Here is a 20,786-nt window from a genome sequence, read left to right as displayed (position 1 = left end):
CGTCGCCTTGAGCGCCGTGGCCAAACCGGACTCATCCAGGCGACCTTCACGAAAGGCGGCAACCAACGCAGCCTGACGGCGCGGCAGCAAAGCAAAAGTTTCCACGCTCCAGGCCAGCAAGCTGAACGCCAGCACCGCCACCAGAATGTTAAACAGATCCAGCATTGTCATTGTCATTTCCTAAGGTGAGTTACCGGTCAACCTTCAGCACCGCCAGGAAAGCTTCCTGCGGAATTTCAACACTGCCTACCTGCTTCATGCGCTTCTTGCCCTCTTTCTGCTTGGCCAGCAGCTTCTTCTTGCGGGAAACGTCGCCGCCGTAGCACTTGGCAAGAACGTCCTTGCGCATGGCCTTGACGGTGGACCGGGCAATGATCTGGCTGCCGATGGCGGCCTGGATGGCGACGTCGAACATCTGCCGGGGAATCAGTTCCTTCATTTTTTCGACCAGCGCGAGGCCGCGATGGCGGGCGTCGTTGAGGTGACAGATCATGGCCAGGGCATCAACCTTGTCGCCATTGATCAGCACATCCACCTTGACCAGACGCGAAGCCTCAAAACGCACGAAGTTGTAGTCCAGCGAAGCGAAGCCACGCGAGGTAGACTTCAGGCGATCAAAGAAGTCCATGACCACTTCCGCCAATGGCACTTCATAGCTCAACGACACCTGGTTACCCAGGAATTTCATATCCTTCTGCACACCGCGACGGTCTTCGCACAGCTTGATGACGTTACCCAGATACTCCTGCGGCACCAGGATATGGCATTCGGCGATCGGTTCGCGCAGCTCATCGACCGTGCCGCCTTCCGGCATTTTCGAGGGATTGTCGATGTACAGCAGCTCGCCATTCCGGCTGACAGCCTCATAAACCACGGTTGGCGCCGAGGTAATCAGGTCGAGGTTGTACTCACGCTCCAGGCGCTCCTGCACGATTTCCATGTGCAGCATGCCCAGGAAGCCGCAACGGAAGCCGAAGCCGAGGGCATCGGAGGATTCCGGTTCGAAAAACAGGGCGGAATCATTCAGCTTCAGCTTTTGTAGGGCTTCGCGGAAGGCCTCGAAATCGCTGGAGTCGATCGGGAACAACCCGGCATATACCTGCGGCTTGACCTGCTTGAAACCGGGCAGCATTTCCACATCGGGAGTGGCGGCCAGCGTCAGCGTGTCACCGACGGGGGCGCCGAAAATGTCCTTGATCCCGGCGATGATGAACCCGACTTCACCGGCTTCCAGGTGTCCGGTTTCGGTATGCTTCGGTGTGAAGACGCCGACACTGGTGACCGGATGGCTTTGGCCGGTGCTCTTGACCAACACCTTGTCGCCCTTGCGGATGCGGCCATGCTTGACGCGCACCAGCGAAACCACGCCGAGATAATTGTCGAACCAGGAGTCGATGATCAGGGCCTGCAACGGCGCTTCGCGCTCACCAACCGGGGCGGGAATGCGGGCGATCAGGTCTTCCAGCAGATCCTCGACGCCCAGGCCGGTCTTGGCGCTGACGCGGCAGGCGGATTCCGCCTCGATGCCGATGATTTCCTCGATTTCCTTGATCACCATTTCCGGCTCGGCCTGCGGCAGGTCGATCTTGTTCAGCACCGGCAGAACCTCAAGGCCCTGCTCGATGGCGGTATAGCAGTTGGCGACCGATTGCGCCTCGACGCCCTGAGCCGCATCCACCACCAGCAACGCGCCCTCGCAGGCAGCCAGCGAACGGCTGACTTCATAGTGAAAATCGACGTGACCGGGGGTGTCAATGAAGTTCAGCTGATACTTGATGCCGTCTTTCGCCGTGTAATACAGCGTCACCGAATGCGCCTTGATGGTAATGCCGCGCTCACGCTCCAGATCCATGGAGTCCAGCACCTGTGCCTGCATTTCACGGTCGGCCAAGCCACCGCAAATCTGGATGAAACGGTCGGCCAGCGTGGATTTGCCGTGGTCGATATGGGCAATGATGGAGAAGTTGCGGATGTGCGAAATGTCAGACACAGCTTGTCCCGGATAACGAGAAAAAAGATGCGGCATTCTACCCGAAGCCGACGCAATCACCAAAGAATAACGGGGAATGGCGGCGGTTCTGTACCGTCATCAAGGCGTTCCTGTTACGGTGATGTACCCTGCAATATCCTCTATAATCGCCGCTTTCGATTTGCCGGTCCTGCCCATGAGCGCTCCAAACCCGTCTTACCAGTCCGTCCTGTTCGATCTCGACGGCACGCTGGTTGATACCGCCCCGGATTTCATCCGCGTCCTGAACCAGTTGCGTGCACGCTATGACCGCCCCGCCCTGCCGCATGATGTCATTCGCGCCGTGGTGTCCGCCGGAGCCCGCGCCATGGTGCAGACCGGTTTTCCCGAGCATCCGGTGGACTCCCCGGAGTTCAGCCGCATCCGTCAGGAATTCCTGGATCTCTACGCACAAGGATTGGCGGACGAAAGCCGCCTGTTTGACGGCATGGAAGGTGTGCTGGGCAAGCTGGAAGCGAGCTGCATTCCCTGGGGCGTGGTCACCAACAAGCCGCGCGTCTACAGTGAGCCACTGCTGGCGGGGCTTTCCCTCGCAAGCCGTTGCGCCGTGCTGGTCTGCCCCGATGACGTAACCCGCACCAAACCGGATCCCGAGCCGCTGTACCTGGCCTGCCGACAGTTGCCCGCCGACCCGCTGCGTTCGGTCTATGTCGGCGACCACATTCGCGACATCGAGGCCGGTCGTAACGCCGGCATGAAAACCATCGCCGCCGGTTGGGGCTACGTTGTGGCTGGCGAAGACCCGCGCGACTGGCAGGCCGACCTGCTGGCGTGGCAGGTGAAGGATCTCAACTCCCTGCTAGACTTGAACTAGGATTTCCGCGCGCGGCAACGTACTTCCGCGCGCCCGACCATTATCACGAGGCATCCCATGACATTTCCCGGACAAGACTATCAGGCTCCGGCCAACCTGCTGCAAGGCCGTGTCATTCTGGTCACCGGCGCCAGCGACGGCATCGGCTGCGTCGCCGCCCGGCATTACGCCGCGCTGGGCGCTACCGTGGTCCTGCTGGGCCGCGACCTGCAAAAGCTGGAAATGGTCTATGACCTGATCGAAAAGGCGGGTCACCCGCAGCCGGCCATCATTCCGATGAATTTCAGCTCGGCCACACAGGCCGACTTTGACCAGCTGGCGGTCAGCATCGAACAGGAACTGGGCCGTCTGGATGGCATCCTGCATTGCGCCGGGCTGCTGGGCGATATTACGCCGCTGGAAATGTACGATCCCGATACCTGGGATGAACTGATGAAGGTGAACCTGCGAGCGCCCTTCGTATTGACGCAGGCGCTGCTGCCGTTGCTGAAGCGCTCTCCGGACGCTTCGGTTATCTTCGTCAGCAGCAGCGTCGGCCGCAAGGCGCGCGCCTTCTGGGGCGCCTATGCCGTTTCGAAGCACGGCGTCGAAGCCTTGAGCGCCCTCTTCGCCGATGAAATGGCGAATATCTCGAAGATCCGCTTCAACTGCATCAATCCCGGCGGCACCCGCACCAACATGCGCGCCCGCGCCTATCCGGCGGAAAATCCGGCAACGGTCAAAACCCCGGAAGAAATCATGCCGTTATTTGCCTGGTTGATGGGACCGGAAAGTCAGGGCGTGACCGGACAGTCCCTGGATGCTCAGCCGCCCCGGCTGGCCTGAGGCGGAGGACGCGCATAAAAAAACCGGGAAATATCCCGGTTTTTTTATGCGTCGCGCAGGCTTATACCTCTTCCTGCTCGTAGCCCTGATCGGAGTAAGCATCTCCCTTGCTGTTGCCATCGCGGCGCTGCTGACGCAGGTAGCCGCCACGGCGCGCCGGCAAGGGCTTGTCCTGCATACGCTCGGCGCGACGCTTGGCCAGGCCGTACAGGCCGGTGCCGGTGCGCGGCTTCAGCTTGACCAAGGCGGTCAGGCCGTCAATCTCTTCCTTGTCCAGCTCCATCCAGCGACCGGTATGCAGATGACGCGGCAGCGACACCGTGCCGTAACGGATCCGCAGCAGACGGCTGACGCGCAGCCCCTGGGATTCGAACAGGCGGCGGACTTCACGATTACGGCCTTCCTTCACCACCACCTGATACCAGCGGTTGATGCCTTCGCCGCCGACCTCAAAAAAGGATTCGAACTTGGCGGGACCGTCTTCGAGCTGCACGCCATCAATCAGCTGCTGACGGATGCCGGGCGTGACTTCGCCCATAACGCGGACCGCATACTCTCGCTCCACCTCGTTGGAGGGGTGCATCAACCGGTTCGCCAGCTCGCCGTCGTTAGTGAACAACAGCAAGCCGGTACTGTTGATGTCGAGACGGCCGACCATGACCCAACGATCGCCGCGCAACGGCGGCAGGCGGTCAAAGACCGAAGGACGGCCCTCGGGATCATGGCGCGAGCAGATCTCGCCTTCCGGCTTGTAATAGATCAGCACGCGGCGCTTGGTTTCCTCTTCAACCGTAAAGGGAACCGGACGACCGTCCACGCGCAACTCATCCCCGGCTTCGATACGCTCGCCCAGTTGGGCGATGCGGCCGTTGATACTGACACGCCCCTGTGAAATAGCCTCTTCCATGTGACGGCGTGACCCAAGCCCAACCCGGGCCAAGACTTTCTGCAACTTTTCGCTCATGGCTTCAGCCTATACTCACTCATTACTTACCAGGCCCTCGTTGGGCAGTTCTTTTTGTTTTGCGCCTGCCAACTGTGCTTCCAGATCCCGGGCGATGCTGTCCATATCGCGAACAGCCGCCAAAGGGGGCAGTTCAGCCAGACTCTTCAGGCTGAAAGCATCCAGGAATTGTCGTGTGGTCGCCAGCAAGGCGGGTCGGCCGGGAACCTCCCGATGACCCGCCACGGCGATCCAATCCCTGTCCAACAAGGTGCGGATGATCTGTGTGCTGACCACCACGCCCCGTATGTTCTCAATCTCGGCCCGTGTCACGGGCTGACGATACGCAATAATCGCCAAAGTTTCCAGCAACGCCCGCGAAAGGCGCTGCGGTTTTTCCTCCCACAGCTTGCCAACCCAGGGCGCAAACTGTTTGCGCACCTGAAAGCGGTAACCTGAGCTCACTTCAATCAGTTCCACCGCGCGATCCGCATACGCGGACTGGATATCGCTGATGGCGCGCAAGATCTCCTGCCGGCCCGGCTTTTCGCTATCGACAAAAAGCTGCTGCAGCTCTTCAACCGGCATCGGGACGGGGCTGGCGAAAATGGCGCCCTCCACAATGCCCCGGACCAGCTTGCGGTCTAGGCCCATGCCGACTCCCCCGGCTCCTGCCGCCGGACATAAATCGGTGCGAACACGGATTCCTGCACCAACGAAATCATCTTCTGCTTCAGCAACTCCAGGATCGCCATGAAGGTAACGACCACCCCCATGCGACCTTCCTGCCGGGAAAAGAGCTCATGAAACACCACCAGCGTGTCATCCTGAAGACGCTCTATCACTTCCCGCAGCCGCTGTTCCAGGGTCAAGCCTTCGGAAGCGATCACATGGCTCTGGCGCAGGTCGGCGCGGCGCAGGATATCGCGCATGGCGTCCAGCAATCCCGGCAGGTCGCCGAAAACCGGCTCCTCGGAAACGACGATATTCAGCGGCGCATCCGCCAGCGCCGCAAAGATATCGCGCCCCTCCAGCGGCAAGGCGTCCAGATCTTCGGCCGCCTGCTTGAAACGTTCATATTCCTGCAATCGGCGGACCAGCTCGGCGCGCGGATCATCTTCTTCATCGCCGGACAAGGCTGGCTTGGGCAACAGCATGCGCGACTTGATTTCCGCCAGCAGCGCCGCCATCAGCAGATACTCCGCCGCCAGATCCACGGACAACACCTGCATCAGGTCGATGTAGGCCAGATACTGGTCGGTAATCCGCGAAATCGGGATATCCAGAATATCCAGGTTTTGCTTGCGGATCAGGTACAACAACAAGTCCAGCGGTCCCTCGAAGGCCTCCAGCACCACCGCCAGCGCATCGGGCGGAATGTAGAGATCCTCGGGCAACTCCGTCAGGGCCTCTCCGTAAACACGCGCCACGACATCGGAATCGGATTCCGCTGTCAGGTCGCCCGGAGAGTCGACGCCATTCGCCATGAGTTACCGATACCCCAGCCCCATGGCGTCACGCACATCGCGCAGGGTGTCTTCGGCCACATCCCGCGCCTTTTCCGCTCCCTCGGCAAGGATGCTGCGGATCAATTCGGGCTGCTCTTCGTATTCGCGCATGCGGATACGCATCGGAGCCAGCTCGGCATTGACGGCGTCAATCACCGGCTTCTTGCACTCCAGACAACCGATCCCGGCGGAACGGCAGCCCTGCTGCACCCATTGCCGGGTAGCGTCATCGGAATAGACCGTATGCAGCTGCCAGACCGGGCATATGTCCGGATTACCGGCATCGGTGCGACGTATGCGCTGGGGGTCGGTCGGCATGCGACGAATCTTCTGGTCAACGCTGTCCGGCTCTTCGCGCAAGGAAATGGTGTTGCCGTAGGATTTGGACATCTTCTGCCCGTCCAGGCCCGGCATCTTGGACGCGGGCGTCAGCAAGGGTTGCGGTTCGGGCAGGATAATCTTGCCGCTGCCTTCCAGCGAGCCCAACAGACGCTCCTTATCCCCCAGCGTGATGTTCTGCTGGTCCTGCACCAACGCGCGGGCCGTGGCCAGCGCCTCTTCATCACCGCTTTCCTGATAGCGACGACGCAGATCCACATAGACCTTGGCCGCCTTCTTGCCCATCTTGGCGATGCCGGCTTCCACCAACTCCTCAAAGCCGGGCTCCCGGCCATAAAGGTGATTGAAACGGCGGGCGACTTCGCGCGTCAGTTCGATATGGGAAACCTGATCGGCGCCGACCGGCACATGACCGGCGCGATACAGCAGGATGTCGGCGCTCTGAAGGAGGGGATAACCGAGGAAGCCATAGGTTGCCAGGTCCTTTTCCCGCAGCTTTTCCTGCTGGTCCTTGTAGGTCGGGACGCGTTCCAGCCAGCCCAACGGCGTCATCATCGACAGGAGCAGATGCAGCTCGGCGTGCTGGGGCATGCGCGACTGGACGAAAATGGTCGCCGCTTTCGGATTGACGCCCGCCGCCAGCCAGTCCACCACCATGCCGTAGACGCTCTCCTGGATCACACGGGGATCTTCATAGGTCGTAGTCAGGGCATGCCAGTCAGCCACGAAAAAGAAGCAGTCATGTTCGTACTGGAGGTTGACCCAGTTTTTGAGAACGCCATGGTAATGCCCGAGGTGCAACCGGCCGGTTGGCCGCATGCCCGAGAGCACGCGCGAGGAAGAAGAAACAACGCTCATGATTTTCCGGAAAACATGATGAAAATTAAATTCTTGGGATTATAACGGCGGACAGGGCCAAAAAAGAACGGCTTGATCAACAGTCAGTCAAATAAAAAAAGGCAGACCAGTTCGGTCTGCCTGTATAACAAGTTACCACCATCAACAAGGAGAGACACCCAACCCTAGGCGTCCGACTTCACTTAACTCCATGATAAGTAAAGTCACATGCAGATAATATCTGCACTCAAACTGTAAACGCAAGACCCTAAATCCGTTCAATGAACATCTTTTTAACATTATGGTCAGAAACTGGCGGGATCAGTCAAATGGCGAGGTATCACCAGCTCCGACACGAAGCACTTTCACGCCGTCAGGGTCGGATAAGTCAACCATCGTTGTCGAGACCATGGCCCCAAAACCGCCATTGATCACCAGCTCCAACTGCTTGCCCAGGGATTCATGGATTTCCTCGGGGTCGTACAGCGGCTCGGTAGCGCCGGGCAACTGCAGCGTCGTGGTCAACAGCGGCTCGTTCAATTCCGCAAGCAGCCCTTGGCAGATCGCGTGCTCCGGCACGCGCAGGCCGATGGTCTTGCGCTTGGGGTGCATCAACCGTTTCGGGACTTCGCCGCTGGCGGCCAGAATGAAGGTATAAGCACCTGGCGTATGCGCCTTCAGTAACCGGTACGTGGCGTTGTCCACCTTGGCATACGTGGCGATTTCGGAAAGATCGCGGCACATCAGCGTGAAATGATGCTTTTCATCCAACTGACGAAGGCGAATGATGCGCTGCAAGGCGTCCTTGTCGCCAAGATGGCAACCCAGCGCATAAGCGGAGTCTGTCGGATAGGCAATAACGCCACCGTTACGGACAATCGCAGCGGCCTGTTTCAACAATCGCGGCTGCGGATTTTCGGGGTGAATATGAAAATACTGGCTCATGATTAACTATTCTGACCGCCATGACGGACAGATCCTCAAAAGATCAAAACAATTCCCAGACAGGCACACATGCTTTCGGAAGTTCCGGAAAAACTCCCAGTTTCAGCCAGGGCATGTGCGCCCCATGATAATCGCTGCCTTGGGAAGCGCGAAGCTCAAAGCGTTGGGCTAATGCCGCCAGCTGCTGGACGACATTGGGGCGTTCGGCGCCGCTGCTGACCTCCATGCCGACGCCCCCCAATGCCCGGAATTCCTGGAGCAAGGCGCGCAGCCGGGTTTGGGACAAGCCATAGCGTGAAGGATGCGCCAGTACCGGCACGCCTCCGGCTTCCGTAATCCACTGGATGGCTTCAGGCAGGCTGATCCACGGAATCGGCACGGCGGCGGGCTTGCCTTCCGCCAGGAATTTGTTGAAGGCCTGCTGCAGGTTACGCACCCGTCCGGTATCCAGCAGATAGCGGGCAAAATGGGTGCGCCCCACCCTGTCCGCGTCGCCATCGGCATCCGCCAGCACATATTCCCAGCAATCCCCCTGACCCAGCGCCGCCAAGCGGTCGGCGATGAGGCGGGCGCGAAGGCCCCGGGCCTCCGCCTGGAGACGCAGACGGTCCTGCAACAGCACCTGGCGGGCATCGATATTCAAGCCCAGCACATGCAGCAGCGTTTTTCCCCACATGACCGAAATCTCGACACCTTCAATCAGCCTGATACCGGCGGCTTCGGAAGCCAGGCGCGCTTCCTCCAGCCCGGCAATACTGTCGTGGTCGGTCAGGGCCAACATTTCCACACCGCGTTGGGCGGCCAACCCGAACAAGTCGGAAGGAGAAAGGCTGCCATCGGAATACAGGCTGTGGCTGTGAAGATCAATCGCTGGCATGACAGACAGTAGAAAGGGGTTTAACATCGGCACTTTAACAGAAACCCCCGCCACTGCCCATTTTATGAAAGCGTTTCTCGATTTTATCCCCCTGTTTGTTTTTTTTGGCGCGTACCATTTATATGGCATATATACCGCCGCCGCCGCGCTGATCATCAGTTCGGTCGTGGTTTATGCCGGCATTTTCCTGATGGCCCGCAAACTCGAAAAGGGTCAGTGGTTTACCTTGATCGCCACCATCGCGTTCAGTTCGATTACCCTGCTGCTGCATGACGAAACCTGGCTGAAGTGGAAAGCGCCGGTCATCAATTGGGTTTTCGCCCTGGTCTTCCTGGGCAGCCAGCTGGCCGGACGCAAGCCGCTGGCCAAGGCCATGCTGGAACAGGCCCTGGAAATGCCGGATTCGCTGTGGAACAGGCTGAATCTGGCCTGGGTGGCGTTCTTTGCGGTGATGGGAGGGCTGAATGCGTGGGTAGCGTTTCACTATCCCGCTTACTGGGTGGACTTCAAGGTGCTGGGCAGCTTGGGTTTCACCATCGCCTTCCTGATCGGCCAACTGATGTTGTTGTCGCGATATCTGAAAAATGAGGAGAAGACCTGAATGTGGTACGCCATTATCGCCGAGGATGTGCCCGGCTCCCTGGAAAAGCGCCTGGCGGCGCGACCGGCGCATCTGGACCGTCTGAAGGCCCTGCAGGCCGAGGGACGGTTGCTGCTGGCCGGACCTCATCCCGCCATCGACAGCAACGATCCGGGTGAAGCCGGTTTCACCGGCAGTCTGGTCATCGTCGAATTTGACTCGCTGGAGGCCGCAACCGCCTGGGCGGAAGCGGATCCGTATCATCTGACCGGCGTTTACAGCCGGGTTGTCGTGAAGCCATTCCGGAAGACGCTGCCATGAAAGGCGGCCTGCCGTTGCTGATAGCCCTGCTGTCCGGCCAACTGCAGGCCGCTCCGACGACGGAAGCGCCACCCGCGGCTCCTGCGGTCGCGGCCACACTGGTCTCTGCGCCTACGGCTGACGCCAAGCCGCCCGCTGTTTTGGTGAAAGCATCCGAGATTGCTGCACCGCCGGTAGCGCCGCCGGTGCTCCAAAAGGGCAACATCCTGATCGATGGCAGCCTCAGCCCCGCCCAGCGGGCGGAACATGACCTGCTGGCCAATGCGCGCAAGCTGGATCAGGCCAACCAGGAGCTGCTTAGCCGCAACCAGGTGCTGGCGATGCAAAACGAAAACCTGACACAGCAGGTCAAACTGCTCCAGGAAGACCGTAGCGCCGAGAACATCCGCAGCGGCGCGCTCGCCGTCATTGCCGGGGTGCTGCTGGGCTGGTTCCTGTCCGGATCCGCAGCCCGGAGGTCGCGCAAGTCCACATGGTAATCACCCCCGCTGATATCGAATGGCGCGAAGGCCTTCCATTCTCGCGCCAGTTTGGCGACATCTATTTTTCCGTGGACGACGGCCTGGCGGAAAAGCGTCATGTCTTCCTGGCGGGCAATCGCTTGCCGGAGCGCTTTGCCGCCTTGCCGGCGCATTCGTCGTTCACCATTGCCGAAACCGGTTTTGGCACAGGCCTCAACTTTCTGGCTACCTGGCGCTTGTGGCTGGAAACCGCACCGGCGGATGCCTGGCTGCACTTCATTTCCACCGAGCTGCATCCGCTGACGATACCGGACCTGACGCGCGCCCTGTCACTCTGGCCCGAGCTGGCGGACCAGGCAGCCGCCCTGCTGGCGCGCTATCCCCGCCTGACCTCCGGATGGCATCGCCTGGTTTTTCCGGAGGCCCGCATCACCCTGACCTTGCTGTTCGGGAATGCGCTTGAATTGCTTCCCGACCTGAACGCCAGGGTGAACGCATGGTTCCTGGACGGATTTTCTCCCGGCCTCAACCCGGCGCTATGGCAGTTGGACCTGTTGGCCCATCTGGGGCGGTTGGGAGCGGCAGACGCGACAGCGGCCACGTATACCAGCGCCGGGGCAGTGCGAAGGGCATTAAATGAAAGCGGCTATCAGGCTGTGCGCGCCAAGGGGTTCGGGCGTAAACGGGAAATGCTGGTGGCGCAGCGTCAGGCCGCCGGCGCCCCACCGCCGCTGACTGGCTATGAACGTCCGCCGGCAAACCAGGGCAAAAGGCGCGTTCTGGTTGTGGGTGCCGGTATTGCCGGCATCAGCTGTGCGCGGGCAATGGCCCGACGCGGCTGGCAGGTGACTCTGGCGGACAAGGCCGACGGTCCCGGCTCCGCCGCCTCGGGGAATCCCGCAGCCATCATTTACCCCAAGCTGGCGCCGGCGCACCTGTCGGTGTGGCATTTCCAGCAGCAAGGTTACCTGTGGTTGCTGGATCAGGTCCGGTCATTGCCCGGCGTCTGGAACCCCACCGGATTGTTGTGGCTGCTGTCCGGAAACCAAGCGCGCGAGGGCGAGAAACTGGCGGGCCACCCCTGGCATCCGCAACTGGTCGAGAAAGTATCTGCGGCAGAGGCCTCACAGCTGGCCGGGGTCCGTATTGATACGGAATGCCTGCATTTTCCGGATGCCGGTTTCCTGCACCCGGAAGCATTGTATCGCTACTGGCTGGATGACCCGAACATCAGCTGCCGCTGGCGGACTGAAATTGCGGATCTCACGCAAACCGCCGCCGGGGAATGGGTCGCCCGGCTCTCCGACGACTCGCCGCTGCCCGAGACCGACTGCGTGATTCTGGCCAATGCCCTGGACGCCCGTCGCTTCGGATTTGCACACAATTTGCCGGTTTACCCCGTACGCGGACAAATCGCGCTGACGCCCTCTACACCGGGGTTGGCGGCCCTGCGCAAGGTCCTCTCTTACGGCGGCTATCTCACCCCGGCGTTCCACGGGCGGCATTGTCTGGGTGCTTCCTTTATTCCCAACGACGACCGGACGAATATCCGCGAAGAGGATCATCTGCACAACCGGGCCCTGCTGGACAATTTTGTGCCGGGCCTGGGCGCGGCGCTACCTCCGGTGGATTGCTGGACCGGGCGGGCATCCTATCGTACGCAAAGCCGGGACTACCTGCCTCTGATCGGACCACTGGCCGACGGGCCGGACTCACCGCTCGCCGGACTGTACGTCAGCATCGGTCACGGTTCCAAAGGATTCTGTTATGCCCCGTTGGGCGCCGAAATTCTGGCCGCCGAGCTGAATGACGAGCCTTTCCCGGTTCCGGACCGGGTATTGAAAAGCCTGCATCCCGCGCGTTTCAGGCAGCGTGAGCAACGTCGGGAAAAACCGGCAAAGCCCTAAGCCCGCAGCGCTATAATTGACTTTTGACAAACCGGGCGGTCCCTCATGATCGTTATCGAAGAAGCACGGAAAGCCGGCATGCTGGGACGGGCCCATTGGCTCAATAACCTCATTGCCGGGATGGTCGTCGGGGTGGTGGCGCTGCCGCTGGCCATGGCTTTCTCTATTGCCTCGGGCGCCAAGCCGGAGCAGGGACTTTATACCGCGATTGTCGCAGGACTGATGACCTCCCTGTTCGGCGGCAGCCGTGTACAGATATCCGGACCGACCGGCGCGTTCATTGTGATTCTTGCCGGAATCACCGCCAAATACGGCATTGACGGCCTGCAGATCGCCACCCTCATGGCGGGGATCATGCTGTTGCTGCTGGGCCTGGCGCGCATGGGCGGCATCATCAAGTTCATCCCCAATCCGGTGATTGTCGGCTTTACCGCCGGAATCGCGGTGATCATCTGGGTTGGGCAGTGGAAGGACTTCTTCGGATTGCCTGCCGTTCACGGCGACCACTTTCACCAGAAATTGTGGCATCTACTGCAGGTTTTACCGGAACTACACCAGGCAACCACCTTGCTGGGGCTGCTGAGCCTGGTGATTGTCGTCCTGACACCCCGACTCCCGGCGATTTCCCGCATTCCCGGGCCGCTGCTGGCGCTGGCGACCGCCACTATCCTGCAGGCGATCTTCCAGTTTCCCGGAGTCGCCACCATCGGCAGTGCCTTTGGCGGCATTCCACGCGGACTGCCGGAATTCCATTTGCCGGATATCACTCTTTCACGCATTGTAGAACTGATGGGGCCCGCCTTTACCATCGCCATGCTCGGCGCGATCGAGTCGCTTTTGTCCGCCGTGGTGGCGGACGGCATGGCCGGAACACGGCATGACAGCAATCAGGAACTGGTCGGTCAAGGCATCGCCAATATTGCCGCGCCTTTGTTCGGGGGATTCGCTGCGACCGGCGCTATTGCCCGTACCGCGACCAACATCCGCAACGGCGGCACCAGCCCGCTGGCCGGGATCGTTCACTGCCTGACGCTGCTATTGATCATTCTGTTCCTGGCCCCGCTGGCCGTGAATATCCCCTTGTGCGCGCTGTCCGCCATCCTGTTTTTCGTGGCCTGGAACATGAGTGAAATGAAGCATTTCCTTCGCATGGTCCGCCGGGCGCCGCGCGCCGATGTCGCCATCCTGCTGCTGACATTCCTGCTCACCATCTTTACCGATCTGGTCGTGGCCGTGAATATCGGCGTCATCCTCGCCACCCTGCTGTTCCTCAGCCGGATGTCGGCCGCCGTGGAGGTGCAGCAACAATCCTCCAAGGATCTGGAAAGCGAACTGCATGGCCAGACCCTGCCGGAAGGCGTGTTGGTCTACACGATTGAAGGCCCGTTCTTCTTCGGGGCGGTGGAAAACTTTGAGCGGGCGCTGGTGAATACCCATACCGATCCGAAGCGGCTGGTGATCCGGCTGAAGCGTGTGCCATTTGTGGATATCACCGGCATCCAGACACTGGAAGAGGTCTTGGAGAAATTTGTCAGGCGCGGCGTGGAAGTAGCCTTGTGCGAGGCCAATTGGCGGGTCAAGAAGAAACTGCTGAAATCCGGCACCATCCAGATGCTGGGGCGGCAGAACTATTTTGATGACTTCGAGCAGGCAGTACACAACAACCGCCCGGCCGTCAGGCAAGTGGCCGCCTGACGGGGCGGCGTGGCCCCTCAGGCAGCCCCCGGCTCAGCGGACTCCGTGAACGGTAAACAGCTCGAGCAGTTGCGCCTCATCCCACACCGCCACCCCCAGCCGGTTGGCGTCCTCCAGCTTGGAGCCGGCGGCCTCGCCAGCCACCACAACCGTGGTTTTCTTCGAGACACTGCCGCTGACCTTGGCGCCCAATTTTTGCAACCGCGCCTTGGCCTCATCGCGCCCCATGGCCGACAAAGTGCCGGTCAGCACCCAAGTCTGCCCGGCCAGCGGCTGCTCATGGTGACGCTCCAGCGGCTTCCAGACCACGCCTCCCCGCTCGAAGGCCGCAATCAGTTCCTGATGCGCGGGTTCGGCGAAATAACGGATAATCCACGCCGCTGAAACCTCGCCGATATCCGGCACCTCCAGCAGCTGCTCCTGGGTTGCCGCCATCAACGGTCTCAAATCGCCAAAATGTTGCGCCAGCGCCAACGAAGTGCTTTCCCCCACACCCCGGATACCCAAGGCATAAATGAAGCGGGGCAAGTTTGTTTCACGGCTGCGGGCAATAGCCTCCACCAAATTGGCGGCCAGCCTTTCCCCCATGCCTTCCAAGCCGGCCGCCAGCAACCGCTCCACGGTCAGCCCGTAGAGATCCGCGCTGCTGCTGACCAGCCCTGCATCCAGGAACTGCTCCAGCCATCGCTCTCCCAAGCCCTCAATATCCATCGCCTTGCGTGAAACGAAGTGGGCCAGCCGCCTCAGTATCTGGGCATCGCAGCTGTAATCCCCGCTGCAGCGGACCACCACGCCACCCTCCTCCTGCACCAGTTCCGCACTGCAAACCGGGCAACAGGCAGGCAGCACGACATCCTGCGCATCGGCAGCTACCTCAACCACCCGCTCCACTTTGGGTATCACATCCCCGGCGCGGCAGACTTCCACCTTGTCCCCCACATGCAAGCCCAGCCGTCGCACTTCGTCCATATTATGCAAAGTGACATTACTGACCGTGACTCCGCCGACAAAGACCGGCTGCAGCCGCGCCACCGGGGTCAGCGCGCCGGTGCGGCCGACCTGGAAGCTGACCGATTCCACGGTCGTCACCGCCCGTTGGGCGGGAAACTTGTAGGCTGTCGCCCAGCGCGGCTCGCGACTGACAAAGCCCAGTTGCTGCTGACGCTGCAAGGAGTTGATCTTGATGACCACGCCGTCGATGTCAAACGGCAAGCTGTCCCGCCGCTGCTGGATATCGCGGTAAAAGGACTCGACAAAATCCAGACCCGAACCCACCCGGATATCGTCGCTCAGCGAAAAACCGGCCTGCTTCAGCCATTGCAGGACTTCATACTGGGTATCGGGCAGGCCGCCTCCCTCAATGCGGGCGACGGAATACGCGTAAAACGCCAGCGGACGGCGAGCCGCCATGGCCGGATCCAATTGACGTACGCTCCCGGCGGCGGCGTTTCGCGGATTGGCGAACGTCTTTTCACCACGCTCGGCCGCCTCGGCATTCAGGCGTTGAAATCCCGCGCGCGGCATCAACACTTCACCACGGACTTCCAGCAATGTTGGCGGATTGGGTATTTGTAACTGCAGGGGCAAATTGCGGATGGTGCGGAGATTATGGCTGATGTCCTCACCGGAAATTCCGTCACCGCGCGTTGCGCCATATACGAAACGACCCTGTTCATAAATCAGGCTGATTGCCAGGCCATCCAGTTTCAGCTCCGCGCAATATTCCAGAGGCTGACCATCATCCGGCAAACGCTCACGCACCTTGCGCTCGAAATCCCGCAGTTCCTCGGAAGAAAACACATTTCCCAGTGACAGCATGGGTACTGCATGAGTGACACTGGTAAATGCCGGGATCGGCTCGCCCCCTACCCGCTGCGTCGGAGAATCCGGCGTCATCAGCTCCGGATATTCCTGTTCCAGCGCCAGTAAGCTGCGAAAAATACCGTCATAGGCCTCATCGCTTATTTGCGGATCATCCAACACATAATAGCGATGATTGTGGTAACGCAGCTGCTGCCTCAGTTCGCTTATTTTCTGGACAACTTCCGGGCTTGCAACCATGACGATCCTCTTCCTGTTTGGGCAGGGGACATAAAATAGCGGGAATCGGGCACAGGGAAAAGACAGGATTGCCGTACACGGGTTTCACAAGACAAAAAGAAAGGGGATTCAAACGATCCCCTTTTTCTTTTACCGCAACCCGGACAGGTTATACGGCGACCGCGACGCCCATTAACTGGCGACGGGTGTATTCCAGCACATCTTCGCGATAATGCTCGACCAGTTGACGGTTCAGCGGATTCTGGTTCTGATCCAGTACTTCACCATGCAACTCGGACGCGATGCGACGGGCAGTGTCGATCATCATGTCATAGGCCAGGGCGGGCTGCTGGCTGGGCAATGCCATGAAGAGGGTCAGGGCGGGAATGAACTCACCGGCCATCGCCTCCAGATCGAATGCGCCGACGTCATCGGCACGCGCCATGCTGAACAGCACTTCGCCGTGACCGCTGGGATGCTCGTGACGGTGGAACATCGACATTTCGCCGAAGCGCAGGCCATAGGACAAGGCGGACTTCAGCAGGCGCTCACCGTCGAACGGCACATGACAGGGCACCACGTAGACAATGACATAGTCCTGGGCGTCAACCACACGGCTCTGCGATTGCGACAGGGCCAGAGGATCCACAAAGTCGTCCTCGGCGCCGATGATGGTGTCCTCGGGAACCGCCTTCTTGCGCAGCTCCAGCGAGATCACGTTACCGGCGGGCTCCGCCTCGTGACGGGCCGGAACGATCAGGCGGACAGTATCCATCTCTTCGTTGGCGGGCTCGGCGTGCAGGACAGAGACCGGATGCCCGGCTTCCTCGGGAACGGTCGCCGCCGCCACGGGAGCCAGGGAAACACCCCGGCGCGCCAGTTCACGACGTTCAGCGCGGGAAACCACGCGCAGACCGTCCGTCGTCATGACAGCTTCTTCCGTACCGACAGCATCCGCGCCGTCTTGCGTACTACGGATATAATCCCAGACCGTCTTGGCCAGAACCACCAGGGCAACGGCGACCGCCCCCCAAATCCAGTTTTCCATAGAAAGAAACCTCAAGCGGCTGCCAAGGCTGCAGCCTGTTCAACATCCACAGCCACCAAGCGTGAAACCCCAGGTTCATGCATGGTGACTCCCATAAGTTGTTGTGCCATTGCCATGGCGATTTTGTTGTGCGTAATGTAAATAAACTGCACCTTTTGTGCCATTTCTTCTACCAGACGACAAAAACGACCAACGTTCGCATCATCCAGAGGTGCATCAACTTCATCCAGTAAACAAAAGGGCGCTGGGTTAAGCTGAAATATAGCAAAAACCAATGATAATGCTGTGAGCGCTTTCTCGCCACCAGATAATAAATGAATTGTTGAATTTTTTTTACCCGGCGGTCGGGCCATAATTGTAACGCCGCTGTTGAGGGTGTCGTCACCCACCAGATTCAGGGTTGCTTCCCCGCCGCCGAATACTTTCGGGAACAGATGCTGCAGTCCGGCGTTAACCTGATTATACGTATCCATGAAAAGGGTTCGGGTTTCACGGTCGATATGCTTTATGGCGTTTTCCAGCTTTTCCACCGCCTCTTCCAGATCAGCGGACTGCGCATCCAGAAATCCTTTACGCTCGGCCTGTTGCTGATATTCCTCGATCGCCGCGAGGTTAATGGCGCCCAAGCGAGTGATACGCAAGGCCAGTTGCTCCAGCCGGGCCTGCCAGGCGTTTTCTTCAATATCGCCAGGTAATGTCGAGATAATCTCTTCGGGCTCCACCCCCAATTCCCGAATCTGTTCCATCAGGTATTCCTGGCGCGAAGCAACATTCTGCCAATTCAACCGGAAAGTTTCGAGCTCCTGACGCAGCGGCTCAATACTGGAAAAGAGCCGGTGGCGGGCCTGTTCCATTTCACGATATGCCCTTCCTGCCTCCTGCAAGGCCGTTTCGGCTGACTGGACCTTCTCCTCGGCCGCCACACGGTTTTGCAACAGATCCTCAAGCTGCAGGGCCAGCTCAGCCAACGGTTCCTCCAGGTGAGAAAACTCTGCTTCCAGGTCCCGGGTTTGCGATCTCAATTGCGTCAAATGCTGATCCGTCCGCTGCAAATTCTGGCGCAGAGCCTTTTCACGGGTCTGATGCCCCTGCAGCTCCAGCGCCAGGCGATGACTCGCGGCTCGGGCCTCCTGCAGGTGCTGGCGCAGTTGCTGCACCTGATCGCGCAAACGCTCACGCTCTTCCTGATTCGCGGCCTCCCGCACCTGGGCCTCCTGCCAGGCCTCCAGGTCTTCCTGATGCGTCAGGCGGGACTCCGCCAGTGATTCAGCATCCAGTTGGCACTGCTCATCCAGCTCGGCCAGTTCCTCACGTACCCGTTGCGCCTGCAACTGGGTCTGGGTCAGTCGCGCCTGCAATCCGGCTAACCGGGACTGCTGTGCGCCGCGCTCCTGCAGCTCCCGGGATAATTGTTTCTGCAACATACCCCGCTGCTCTTCCCCGGTCTGAAGGCTGGCGGCATTCTCCTGCTGCTGCTGTTGCAGCCCGGAAATCTCGACCTCAAGCTCAGCCAACCGCTGTTGCAAGCCTTCAATCGCCTGCTGGCGCGTAATAATGCTGTCTTCGGTTTTGGCCGCAAAGACACGCAGCCAATGCCGCCCCAGCCAATAGCCTTCCGGCGTCACCAGGCTCTCACCGTCCGCCAGTTGATGACGGGCCGTCAATGCCGCAGCAAGGCTGTCGGCCATGCGCACGCCGCCCAGCCAGTCGACCCCGGCGGACTCCGCCAGGAAGACGGCCAGACTCTCGGCATCAACGGCCCCCGAGCCGCCGGCGCCTTTCTCGATCAGCATCACATGCGGAGCGCCATCCAGATTGATACCCGCCAAGTCATCCACCACCAACGCCGACAAGGCATCGCCCAGCACGCGCTCCACCACGGACTCACGCCCGGCGCTTACCCGGATCACTTCCCCCAGGCGCGGCGCTTCCGTCAGGCCGCGAGAAGCCAGCCACTCATTCAACTCACGGTTATCCCGCCCCAAGGCCGCCTGCTGCAAGGCGGAGAGCGCCGACAACCGGCCCTGCACTTGCTGTTGCTCCGTCTTGGCGACATGCAGTGAGCGGGCGATATCCTGCTGACGACGGGTCTCCCGGGTCATGTCCTCTCCCAATTGCTCCAATTGCAACTGGGTTTCCTGCAAGCCCTGATCGAGCGCCGCCAACTCCTCCTGCTGGGCCGCCACGTCCAGCAGCAAATCATCCGTCGCAAACTGCCCCAATTCCTGTGACAGGCGGGCGCGCTTTTCCTGGGCGCGCATCAGCCCCTGCTCCAACGACAGGATGCGTCCCTGCCCTACCTGTACCCGCGAGCCGGCGGCGGCGACTTCGCGCTGGGCGGTCTCAAGCGTGGACTGCAAGCGCTGCAATGCCGACTCGCCGTTCTCCAGGCGAAACATGGCCTCCTCGTGGCTGGCCTGCATTTCCTCCATGGCGGGTTGCAGGACCTCCAGCTCCGCCAGCACGGCATCCAGCTCGGCCTCGTCATGCGAACGCTCGTCGCCGCTTTGCAGGCAACGCTGCTGCAAGCTCTGGATCTGAATCTGCATCTGTTCGCGACGCTGGGACTGGTAACGGATCTGCTGTTCCGCCGAGGCTACCGCGTTGCGGGCGCCATGCAATTCATTCTGGGCCGCCAGCACCGCCTGGTGTCCCTGCTCCTCGCGTTGACGGGCGCGGCTCAGATCGTCTTCCACACCTTGCTGTTGCTGCAGGGCATCGGCCAAGGCTTCGGCGCGCTGTTGGATTCCCGCCTCCAGCGACTGCTGTTCGCCCTGCATGGCCTGCCAGCGCCACACGAACAACTGCGCCTTGGTTTCACGCTCTTCCGCCTTGAATCGACGGTATTTTTCAGCTGCATCCGCCTGCTTTTGCAAGTGCGCCAATTGGCGGGCCAATTCCTCGCGGATATCATTCAAACGAGAGAGGTTGTCACGGGTATTCGCCAGACGGGTTTCCGTTTCCTTGCGCCGTTCCTTGTAGCGCGAAATACCAGCCGCCTCTTCGATGTAATTGCGCAACTCTTCCGGACGGGCCTCAATCAGGCGGGAAATCATGCCCTGCTCGATAATGGCGTAGGAGCGCGGCCCCAAACCTGTCCCGAGAAAAATATCGGTAATATCCTTGCGGCGGCACTTGCTGCCGTTCAAATAATAATCAGATTTGCCTTCACGACTCACCTGCCGACGCACCGCGATTTCGGCATAACGCCCGTATTCCCCAGCCAAAGTCCCATCCTGATTATCAAAAATCAGTTCGATACTGGCCTGGCCGACCGGCTTGCGGGTGGTTGAACCGTTGAAAATGACATCCGCCATGGATTCGCCGCGCAGGTATCGGGCGGAAGACTCACCCATTACCCAGCGCACGGCGTCAATGACATTGGATTTGCCGCAGCCGTTGGGGCCGACAATCGCTGTCAGGTTATTGGGAAAGGGGACCGTTGTCGGATCGACAAATGATTTGAAACCCGCCAGTTTTATACTTTTAAGGCGCATGACAACGGAATGCCGGATTTAAAGGTGAATTAGCCTCCCTGCCGGGGGTTCCTGGTCGGCAAGGCAAGGTCAAGACTGCATCCATGCAGCGAACCCAATGAATTCTAATGAAAAAGCAGG

At 60.1% G+C, this 20,786-nt stretch carries 17 protein-coding genes; 7 read left to right on the top strand and 10 right to left on the bottom strand.

The genetic code is table 11. From position 1 onward, the window contains the following. Nucleotides 1-190: 190 nt before the first annotated feature. Complete coding sequence (lepA, locus tag EV700_RS08435; protein WP_242610226.1) at nt 191-1,990, bottom strand: translation elongation factor 4; 1,800 nt, start codon at nt 1,988-1,990, stop codon at nt 191-193. Nucleotides 1,991-2,165: 175 nt separating this feature from the next. On the opposite strand from lepA, the gene EV700_RS08430 reads away from it, so the two are divergent. Together EV700_RS08430 and EV700_RS08425 are read left to right on the top strand one after the other, a co-directional pair. Further along, nucleotides 2,166-2,843: an HAD family hydrolase gene (locus EV700_RS08430; RefSeq protein ID WP_130412723.1), complete on the top strand. Its 678-nt coding sequence runs from the start codon at nt 2,166-2,168 to the stop codon at nt 2,841-2,843. Between the two features lie 57 nt (nt 2,844-2,900). Then, nucleotides 2,901-3,668 carry a YciK family oxidoreductase gene (locus EV700_RS08425; RefSeq protein WP_130412721.1) on the top strand — a complete coding sequence of 256 codons (768 nt, stop codon included), beginning with the start codon at nt 2,901-2,903 and terminating at the stop codon, nt 3,666-3,668. A 61-nt stretch (nt 3,669-3,729) separates the two neighbouring features. Here the strand turns inward: EV700_RS08425 and rluB are convergent, their stop codons facing one another. The 6 genes from rluB to EV700_RS08395 all read right to left on the bottom strand — a co-directional run bounded on the left by rluB (nt 3,730) and on the right by EV700_RS08395 (nt 9,117). Beyond that, the gene (gene rluB / locus EV700_RS08420) at nt 3,730-4,632 is read right to left on the bottom strand and encodes a 23S rRNA pseudouridine(2605) synthase RluB (protein ID WP_130412719.1); all 903 of its coding nucleotides are present in this window, start codon (nt 4,630-4,632) and stop codon (nt 3,730-3,732) included. 15 nt (nt 4,633-4,647) lie between these two features. After that, a complete protein-coding gene (scpB, locus tag EV700_RS08415) occupies nt 4,648-5,265 on the bottom strand; it encodes an SMC-Scp complex subunit ScpB (protein WP_130412717.1) in 618 nt (205 codons plus the stop codon). Continuing rightward, complete coding sequence (locus EV700_RS08410; RefSeq protein ID WP_130412715.1) at nt 5,256-6,098, bottom strand: segregation and condensation protein A; 843 nt, start codon at nt 6,096-6,098, stop codon at nt 5,256-5,258. The genes scpB and EV700_RS08410 overlap by 10 nt, the downstream gene beginning before the upstream one ends. A 3-nt stretch (nt 6,099-6,101) precedes the next feature. Then, entirely contained in the window at nt 6,102-7,316 is a 1,215-nt protein-coding gene (locus EV700_RS08405; RefSeq protein WP_207224621.1) for a tryptophan--tRNA ligase, read from the bottom strand. Nucleotides 7,317-7,616: 300 nt separating this feature from the next. After that, on the bottom strand, nt 7,617-8,240 hold the full coding sequence (locus EV700_RS08400) for an L-threonylcarbamoyladenylate synthase (protein WP_130412713.1): 624 nt from the start codon (nt 8,238-8,240) through the stop codon (nt 7,617-7,619). Nucleotides 8,241-8,283: 43 nt separating this feature from the next. Continuing rightward, the gene (locus EV700_RS08395) at nt 8,284-9,117 is read right to left on the bottom strand and encodes a PHP domain-containing protein (protein WP_165391393.1); all 834 of its coding nucleotides are present in this window, start codon (nt 9,115-9,117) and stop codon (nt 8,284-8,286) included. Nucleotides 9,118-9,181: 64 nt separating this feature from the next. Between EV700_RS08395 and ispZ the strand changes: the two genes are divergently transcribed. From ispZ to EV700_RS08370, 5 genes are read left to right on the top strand one after another with little or no spacing between them, the layout of a single operon-like run. Then, the gene (ispZ, locus tag EV700_RS08390; RefSeq protein ID WP_130412709.1) at nt 9,182-9,718 is read left to right on the top strand and encodes a septation protein IspZ; all 537 of its coding nucleotides are present in this window, start codon (nt 9,182-9,184) and stop codon (nt 9,716-9,718) included. Continuing rightward, nucleotides 9,719-10,018 (top strand): YciI family protein, encoded by a 300-nt coding sequence (locus tag EV700_RS08385; protein WP_130412707.1) that lies wholly within the window; start codon nt 9,719-9,721, stop codon nt 10,016-10,018. Continuing rightward, a complete protein-coding gene (locus EV700_RS08380; protein ID WP_130412705.1) occupies nt 10,015-10,497 on the top strand; it encodes an SH3 domain-containing protein in 483 nt (160 codons plus the stop codon). The genes EV700_RS08385 and EV700_RS08380 overlap by 4 nt, the downstream gene beginning before the upstream one ends. Beyond that, nucleotides 10,491-12,386, top strand: coding sequence for a bifunctional tRNA (5-methylaminomethyl-2-thiouridine)(34)-methyltransferase MnmC2/FAD-dependent 5-carboxymethylaminomethyl-2-thiouridine(34) oxidoreductase MnmC1 (mnmC, locus tag EV700_RS08375; protein ID WP_130412703.1), 1,896 nt, complete (start codon nt 10,491-10,493; stop codon nt 12,384-12,386). The genes EV700_RS08380 and mnmC overlap by 7 nt, the downstream gene beginning before the upstream one ends. A 45-nt stretch (nt 12,387-12,431) precedes the next feature. Continuing rightward, nucleotides 12,432-14,081 carry a SulP family inorganic anion transporter gene (locus EV700_RS08370; RefSeq protein WP_130412701.1) on the top strand — a complete coding sequence of 550 codons (1,650 nt, stop codon included), beginning with the start codon at nt 12,432-12,434 and terminating at the stop codon, nt 14,079-14,081. Between the two features lie 33 nt (nt 14,082-14,114). On the opposite strand, the gene ligA is transcribed toward EV700_RS08370, so the two are convergent. The 3 genes from ligA to smc form a co-directional block, all read right to left on the bottom strand. After that, nucleotides 14,115-16,142 (bottom strand): NAD-dependent DNA ligase LigA, encoded by a 2,028-nt coding sequence (ligA, locus tag EV700_RS08365; RefSeq protein WP_130412699.1) that lies wholly within the window; start codon nt 16,140-16,142, stop codon nt 14,115-14,117. Between the two features lie 148 nt (nt 16,143-16,290). Further along, nucleotides 16,291-17,169, bottom strand: a complete 879-nt coding sequence (zipA, locus tag EV700_RS08360; RefSeq protein ID WP_130412697.1) for a cell division protein ZipA — start codon at nt 17,167-17,169, stop codon at nt 16,291-16,293. Nucleotides 17,170-17,180: 11 nt separating this feature from the next. Next, nucleotides 17,181-20,666, bottom strand: coding sequence for a chromosome segregation protein SMC (gene smc / locus EV700_RS08355; protein ID WP_130412695.1), 3,486 nt, complete (start codon nt 20,664-20,666; stop codon nt 17,181-17,183). Nucleotides 20,667-20,786: the final 120 nt, after the last annotated feature.

The sequence above is a fragment of the Fluviicoccus keumensis genome (genome assembly GCF_004217445.1).
In the GTDB taxonomy this organism is placed as follows: domain Bacteria; phylum Pseudomonadota; class Gammaproteobacteria; order Pseudomonadales; family Moraxellaceae; genus Fluviicoccus; species Fluviicoccus keumensis.
Note: the sequence above shows the minus strand (reverse complement) of the source record. Positions and strands in the feature narration are given on the sequence as shown.

Bases quoted from the DNA above. Each gene is read 5' to 3' on its own strand.
- EV700_RS08430 (WP_130412723.1), top strand. From the start codon at position 2,166: ATGAGCGCTCCAAACCCGTCTTACCAGTCCGTCCTGTTCGATCTCGAC.
- EV700_RS08425 (WP_130412721.1), top strand. From the start codon at position 2,901: ATGACATTTCCCGGACAAGACTATCAGGCTCCGGCCAACCTGCTGCAA.
- rluB (WP_130412719.1), bottom strand. From the start codon at position 4,632: ATGAGCGAAAAGTTGCAGAAAGTCTTGGCCCGGGTTGGGCTTGGGTCA.
- scpB (WP_130412717.1), bottom strand. From the start codon at position 5,265: ATGGGCCTAGACCGCAAGCTGGTCCGGGGCATTGTGGAGGGCGCCATT.
- EV700_RS08410 (WP_130412715.1), bottom strand. From the start codon at position 6,098: ATGGCGAATGGCGTCGACTCTCCGGGCGACCTGACAGCGGAATCCGAT.
- EV700_RS08405 (WP_207224621.1), bottom strand. From the start codon at position 7,316: ATGAGCGTTGTTTCTTCTTCCTCGCGCGTGCTCTCGGGCATGCGGCCA.
- EV700_RS08400 (WP_130412713.1), bottom strand. From the start codon at position 8,240: ATGAGCCAGTATTTTCATATTCACCCCGAAAATCCGCAGCCGCGATTG.
- EV700_RS08395 (WP_165391393.1), bottom strand. From the start codon at position 9,117: ATGCCAGCGATTGATCTTCACAGCCACAGCCTGTATTCCGATGGCAGC.
- ispZ (WP_130412709.1), top strand. From the start codon at position 9,182: ATGAAAGCGTTTCTCGATTTTATCCCCCTGTTTGTTTTTTTTGGCGCG.
- EV700_RS08385 (WP_130412707.1), top strand. From the start codon at position 9,719: ATGTGGTACGCCATTATCGCCGAGGATGTGCCCGGCTCCCTGGAAAAG.
- EV700_RS08380 (WP_130412705.1), top strand. From the start codon at position 10,015: ATGAAAGGCGGCCTGCCGTTGCTGATAGCCCTGCTGTCCGGCCAACTG.
- mnmC (WP_130412703.1), top strand. From the start codon at position 10,491: ATGGTAATCACCCCCGCTGATATCGAATGGCGCGAAGGCCTTCCATTC.
- EV700_RS08370 (WP_130412701.1), top strand. From the start codon at position 12,432: ATGATCGTTATCGAAGAAGCACGGAAAGCCGGCATGCTGGGACGGGCC.
- ligA (WP_130412699.1), bottom strand. From the start codon at position 16,142: ATGGTTGCAAGCCCGGAAGTTGTCCAGAAAATAAGCGAACTGAGGCAG.
- zipA (WP_130412697.1), bottom strand. From the start codon at position 17,169: ATGGAAAACTGGATTTGGGGGGCGGTCGCCGTTGCCCTGGTGGTTCTG.
- smc (WP_130412695.1), bottom strand. From the start codon at position 20,666: ATGCGCCTTAAAAGTATAAAACTGGCGGGTTTCAAATCATTTGTCGAT.